Annotated in this window: 4 protein-coding genes and 1 pseudogene; all 5 read left to right on the forward strand. The window is 62.1% G+C overall.

The annotated features are described in order from the left end of the window. The first annotated feature begins 462 nt into the window (after positions 1–462). Positions 463–1,851, forward strand: coding sequence for a vWA domain-containing protein (locus tag Q322_RS0119105; protein WP_029479449.1), 1,389 nt, complete (start codon positions 463–465; stop codon positions 1,849–1,851). Positions 1,852–1,855: 4 nt separating this feature from the next. Beyond that, positions 1,856–3,451, forward strand: coding sequence for a serine/threonine protein kinase (locus Q322_RS0119110; RefSeq protein WP_029479450.1), 1,596 nt, complete (start codon positions 1,856–1,858; stop codon positions 3,449–3,451). 444 nt (positions 3,452–3,895) lie between these two features. After that, complete coding sequence (locus Q322_RS24700; RefSeq protein WP_051668777.1) at positions 3,896–4,273, forward strand: FHA domain-containing protein; 378 nt, start codon at positions 3,896–3,898, stop codon at positions 4,271–4,273. Positions 4,274–4,823: 550 nt separating this feature from the next. Further along, a complete protein-coding gene (locus Q322_RS0119120) occupies positions 4,824–6,275 on the forward strand; it encodes a PP2C family protein-serine/threonine phosphatase (protein ID WP_051668778.1) in 1,452 nt (483 codons plus the stop codon). A 289-nt stretch (positions 6,276–6,564) separates the two neighbouring features. Next, positions 6,565–6,797: pseudogene (locus tag Q322_RS24250) on the forward strand (hypothetical protein); the annotation flags it as partial.

Below are 6,797 nucleotides of genomic sequence, written 5' to 3' on the forward strand. Positions count from 1 at the left end.
GTAGGGGTGGCCTGAAGTTCAGATCACCCCTGCCCTCAGTCTGCCACGGGTCAAGTTAAGGTAACACACCCGTTCTGATTAGCATTCACCAAAACTGATCAAACCTCAGGCGTTTGGAAATAGGAGTTTCCAGACGCCTGGTTTCTTAGGTGAGGGGCACGTGGCTCTGGGGCGCGTGCGGCGAGTTGTGTCTGGCGGTGGCAGGATAGACTCACGGTCTACAATCAGCATGTTCTACCGCTATGCGACCACAGTCTTGATCCATCGAGCGATCAGGAGAATCTGAACTGGGGCGCCGGCTGGGCTTGCCTGCAACTCTGCCATGTGAGTGCCAGTGCTTTTGCCAGGGGTCAAGCGGAGTCCACGCCAAAGAGAACTCCCAACGAACAATGACGTACTCAACATTTGAACTTGCTTATCATGCACTGCCACAACGGGCGAACTCACAACAGGAGGCAATTCATGCTTGACGCCACAATGCGGCCCCACCGAGAATTTCTGCTGGCCCACACCGCAGGTCAGAAGTTGTTTGTGCTCCTCGGCCTCTTGCCAGATCAGCAGGCCACGCAGGCGAGGCCCAATTTGTCGGTGGTGTTTGTGGTTGATACTTCCGGCTCCATGCGCGAGGTCGTGACCGAACCGACTGAACACACTGGGCAGACGACAGTGACTGACGGTCAGCGGTACGAGGTCGTGCGCGGCGGCAAAAATAAGCTGCAACTGGTCACCGAGGCGCTGCGCGGCATCATCACCTCGGATCTGATTGAGCCGCAAGACCGCCTCGCCCTGGTCAAGTTCGATGATCTGGCCGAAATCCTCGTTCCCTTCACGGCGGCGGCTGACCGGGCCGTCTTGCTTAACGCCACGGATCAACTGGACTGGTATTCGGGCGGGACCCAGATGGGCGCAGGCATGCAAGCTGGAGCGAAGGTGCTGGAAACCGAATCAGGCAGCCGCCGGATGGTCCTTCTCACCGATGGGCAGGCCTTTGACGCAGCCCTGGTGCAGGAGCAAGCGGGCGTCCTCGCTGAAATGCAGGTGTCGGTGACCACCATCGGCGTGGGCGACGAGGTAAACACCGAGCTGCTCACAGAGATCACAGACCGCACGCAGGGCCAACCCATTGACGTGGTACCCGACAATCAACACCCCCAACCGCCCGCCGTGCGGGCGTCCGATCTCCCTGCCGCGCTGCTGGGCGATCTCCAGCAGGCGGCCAACGAAGTCGTGACCAACGTGGCCCTGACTGTGCGCGCCGTCAAAGACGTGGTCTTGGAACGGGTGACCCGTGTGCAGCCCACCCAGACCGAAGTGACCAACACCGGTGGGCCGCTGCTCCTCGGTAATGTGGAGGCCGGAACAGGCGCAACCTACATCCTGGAATTCACCCTGCCCGAGCGTCCCACCGCCCGGATGCGGCTGGCCCAACTGGGACTGACCTACGAAGTCCCTGGGGCAAGTTACCGGGGCGAGTTGCCGCCGCTTGACGTGGTCGTGGAATTTACCGGTGACGAAACGATGGCGGCGCGGGTGGACGGGGACGTGATGCAGTGGGTTCAGCAGCGCAACATTGAAGGTCTGGTCGCGCAGGCGAGCCGGGAAGCGCAGAGCAACCCTGAACAGGCTGCCAAGACCTTGGAGCAGGCCCGGAGCATGACCCAGCGCCTCGGGAACGGCGCAATGACCCAGGTGCTCGACCGGGCCATCGGTGAGCTGGGCAGCAGCAAGACCATCAGTCTCGGCACCGCCAAGACCATGCGGCTGGGCGCGAAAACGCAGACCCTCAAGGCGGGCAGCAGCGCAGATGGCGTGCCCACTGACGAAGAAATTCGCAAGCTGACCGGAGCTTAGGACGGTGAACTGCCCAGTCTGCGGCGCTGCTGTTCAGTCCGGCGAAACGGTCTGCCGCACTTGCGGCGCGCCGCTGACCTCCTCAGGACTGGTGGCCTTGCCCGTTGGCACGGCGCTGATGGGCGGTCAGTACACCCTAAACCGGGTGCTGGGACAGGGCGGCTTCGGGATTACCTATGCCGGGCAAGACACCCGGCTGGGCCTCAAAGTCGCCATCAAAGAACTGTTCTTGGACGGGTCTTCGCGGCGCGGCAAAACAGTGGTTGCGCCGGGCAACATCAGCAGCGCCGAATACCAGACCACCAAAACAGGCTTTCTGGACGAAGCAAAAGTGCTGGCCAGCTTCAATGATCCCGGCATCGTGAAGGTGATGAATTATTTTGAGGAAAACAGCACTGCTTACCTGGTGATGGAATTTCTCGAAGGCAGCACCCTGGGCGGTCTGATTGAAAAACGCGGCCCCATGCCCCCCGACGTGGTGTTCGAGGTGGCCCGTTCAGTGGCCAAAACGTTAGAGCTGATTCATCAGCGTGGACTGCTGCACCGCGACATCAAGCCCGACAACATCTTTTTCAATCAGACGGGCCGCATCGTGCTGATCGACTTCGGTTCCGTGCGGGCTTTCGTCGCGGGCAAAACGCTGAGTCATACCCGGCTGGTCACGCCCGGTTACGCGCCGCTGGAGCAGTACGGCAATTCGGGGCGGTTCGGACCATACACCGATATTTACGCGCTGGGAGCCACGTTGTTGCACGCCCTGACCGGGCAGATGCCGCCGCCCGCCACAGACCTGATGCTGGGCACGCCCTTGCCGCCGATGCCTGAGGCGACCTTGCCGGGACTGCGCCGGGCCGTGACGCAGGCGATGGCGCTGCGCGTGGAAGACCGTCCGCAGAGCGCACAAGCGCTGCTGGCGGTCCTTGCAACGCCGACGTCAAAGCCAAGGGCCGCTGCCTCCTCTTCATCCGTTCCCCCTGCGCCTGTGCCCAGACCTTCCACGCCCTGGTCTCCAGTCCCTCAGCCGCCACCTTCCCGGCCCTCCGCACCCAGGCCGGGACCCGTTCCGGCGCAGCCAGTCATGATTCCACCGAAATCTGCGCCCAGAGCCGCGCCTCCATCGCCCACCCCCCTTCCCTCGGCACCTGCGCCAACCCCCGTTCCAACGCCTCCTCGAGCCATGCCGAAACCTGTTCCCACGCCGCCTGTTCCTGCTTCCACGCCCACGGCTGCTCCGCCTGCGCCTCCCCCAAATTTACCTGTTGCCAAACCTCCCGCTCCGGTGACGCGCATCGTCTTTATCGTGTGGAGCAGTGTTCTGGGTGCGGGGGTTGCTGCCTGGTCGCTGGGGGAGTACATGGCCGCGCCGGTCCAGACCACCCAGTCTGTCCTGGCCGCCGCAGTGGGCGCAGGGGCAGGCGCGCTCGCAGGCGCGCTGCTGTGGTTTGCCCTGCCGCTGGCTCTCCCCGCAGGGGCGGCAGCAGCAGCGTATTTCTACACCCAGGGGGCTGGCTTTCACTGGCCCACCGTCATCAGCGCCAGCGTGGCGTCGGCAGTTGTCGCCATCATCTTTCTGATCCTCATTCGCCGTATCTCGCTCTAATTCCCCGGAGGAACCACCATGACCATTCTTTGCCCAGTCTGCGGCACCGCCAACCTCGAAGGCACCACCTACTGTGAAGGGTGCGGCGTGGAGTTGTCCGCCGCCGCTGTACCCACCTCCACCGCGACGCCTGAAACCTTTCCTCAAGGGACCCTGCCTGAAGAAACGCTTCCTGAAGAAATCCTGTCCCAGGGGGCCTCCACCGCAACTGAAGATGGAGCTGTTTCTGCGGCGGTTGACGCAACGCCGCAAGTTGGAGCCACCCTGTCCAGCGCAGAATTGGATGCCGAGACGACCCCACCAACGGAGTCTGAAGTTGAAGAAGCCGCGCCTGTAGCAGATTCACCAGTTGAAACCGCGTCTGAAGTGGCCCCACCTGAAGTCCCCAACCCCGAAGAGTCCTTCCCCATCTCTGGGGCCTCCGCCTCAGTCCCCGACGCGCCTGTGGCTGAAACGTCCCCGGACGCCCCCGCCCCCGCCGGAGAAGCCAAGCTCGGCATCAAGAAATTTGGTGCGCCCACTGGCGAATTCATTCCGCTGCAAGGTGAACGGCTGATCGTGGGGCGCTTCGACGGCTCCAGCGGCCCCGTGGACATCGACTTGAGCGGCTTGGGTGGGCAGGAGCATATCTCGCGCCGCCACGCGGAGCTGTATCGTGAAGAAGGCCGATGGACCGTGCGTGACCTTGGGTCTACCAACGGCGTGTACATCAAGCACAAAGGCGAAACAGGATTCTCGCCGCGCCTTCAGGAACCCGCGCCGCTAGTAGACGGCGACGAGTTGGCCTTTGGCAACCTGATGCTGATCTTCCACCAGAGTTGAAATGACCCAACCTGATGATGCGCCACATGATCTGGCCGCTGCCGAGCAAGTTCTGCAGCCTGAAACCCAGCCGACCGAACCGCTTGATGCGCTGACGCCGCCCACAGAGCCGACGCCGCCGCTTGAAACAGAAACGCTGGATGATCTTACTGACAAGCAGCGCGAGGACGATCTGTTGGATGTGGACTACGCCTTTCCCTCTCCGCCGGATGGAGGCGGTGTGGACGGCGCAGGTTTTGAGGCCACCACTGCTGAAATCCTGGAAAGCTCAGAAGCTGGGGAAAGTTCACTTGATTTCTTCGACTCTGGTCCTTCAGACAGCTCAGCCGAGTTGGAGAATGCCGTGGGTGAAGATGGGCCAGAGGGTCCAGAAAGTTCAGCACCTTCAAGCAGCCCGGCCCCTTTAGACCGCGATGCAGGCGCAGCACCTGTCTCCACCACGGGCAGCCGGGTTGATGAAGCACGTTCAGATGCCGCAGAGCCACTCAATGGGACAGATCGTGGGTTGGACGTCGCGCCTCCAGCGGGTCTCCCTGACCTCTCCGGCTTTGTGACTGGCGAGCTGGAAGAAGAAACGTACGCGCCAACCGTCGCCCCGCAAGGGCCACAGGTAGGCGAAGTGGTCAGCGGCTATCAACTCAATCAGGACCTGGGACGCGGCTGGTTTACCGCCAATGCGCTGGGCGCTGGTCCCAGCGTAGATGTGTATGTGCGGCCCCAGCCGCTGTGGGCCGGGTTGCGCTCCCACCGTCTGCTCCCCAGAGTGACCCCGGTGGGCGATCTCTGGGTGCTGGCCCCCACTGAGGGGACGCCGCTGACCCTGCCGCTTGATCCCGACGCAGCGCAGTCGTACCTGACTGACCTGGCCCGTTTGCTGTTTGCGCTCGAAAAACAGGGCTACGCCGTCACTGACCTTGATCCGTTCAGCGTTCAATTGACCCGCGAGGGATTGAAATTGAGGCTGCCGCCGCAAGTGGCCCGGCTGGGCGAAGCAGCTCAACCCACCTTGCGCGACAATTTTACACCGCCTGAGGTGCAAGAAGGGCAACCCGCACAGGCAAAAAGCGGAGTGTATTTACTGGGCGCATTGTTTTTCCAGTGGCTGACTGGGTGTCCCCTGCCCACCGAGGGGCCGTCATCCGTCGTGCTGGCAGGCGTCAATGCATCGGGCGTGCCGCAACTCCTGAGTGGGATGCTGGCTCCCTTGCCGCAGCGCCTGACGCCCACTGAACTGCTGGCCGCCCTCAAGACGGCGGCAGCCAGACTGCCGGTCTATGGGTTGGCGGCGGCCACCGACATCGGCCTGAACCCCGAACGGCCCACCAACGAGGATGCTTACGGGTTCGTGTGGCACCAGACCGGGCAACACGGCGGCGGAGCAGTGACTTTGCGGGCCGTCGTCTCGGATGGTATGGGGGGCATGGCGGCGGGTGAAGTGGCCAGCCAGGCGGCAGTACGGGCCTTTCTCGGTTCAGGGGCGCCCACATTGGAGGCCCAGGTCTGGGAGGCCAATGCTGCGGTCTTGGCCGATATGCAGGGCCGGGACGGAGGCTGCACGCTCACCGGCGTACAGATCTGCGGTACGCAGTTGCAACTGGGGCATGTGGGCGATACCCGCGCGTACATGGCTCAGGGCGGCGCAGTGCAGCAGCTCAGCAAAGATCATTCTTATGTAGCGGCCATGGTTGCCAGCGGTCAGATGACGCCGGAAGAGGCCCAGGTCAGCCCGGAACGCAACAAGGTTCTGCGTTCACTGGGCAGCTTGCGGGCCGCACAGGACAATTATGTTCAGGTTCTTCCAGAGCCGCTGGAGTTGCCTGTGGGCAGCCGTGTCCTCTTAATCTCAGATGGGATCTGGGGTGAGGTGCCGCCGCCTGTGCTGCACGATCTTTTGCTCCAGGAACCTTCGCTACAAGGGATGGTGGACCGCCTGATCGAACTGAGCCTGGCGTCGGGCGCACCAGACAACGCGACTGCTTTGGTCATTGAACGTGTGAGGTGACCAGAGGCGCTGGTCCGGTGAGACGGGGCTTTCAATTCGAGTGGACTTGCAAAGCGGTGCCGTAGATCGAGGACGACGGAAAGCCGACAGCGATTGTGCTGAAAGGCAGCAGCATCGTGAGCCTGCTACCGACGCTGCTTGGCAGTCTCCGGACTAAGCCGCACCTGGGGAACACGGTCTAGAAACCTTTGATGTCACAGAGTAGGGCTTACGCGAAACTGGACAAATTTGAGATTCTGAGCTGATGGGAAGACCTCGGAAAGTCAGTCGGCAACGGTACTGCGAGTTTTTGGCTGCCACACAGATCAACCGAACGCAAACCTATTTTGCCGATCACATCGACGATTTTGCTCATGACGCAGTTCAGCGGTACTTGCAAGGAGATCGCCTGACGGCAGCGGAGCTGTGGACGCAGGTGCGCCCACACGTCCAATTCAGCGACAGGGGCTATGTCATCTTCGATGACAGCGTCATGGACAAGAACCATTCACGACGCATGGCATTGGTTCGCAAACAGTGGAG

Source organism: Deinococcus frigens DSM 12807 (assembly GCF_000701425.1).
Lineage (GTDB): Bacteria > Deinococcota > Deinococci > Deinococcales > Deinococcaceae > Deinococcus > Deinococcus frigens.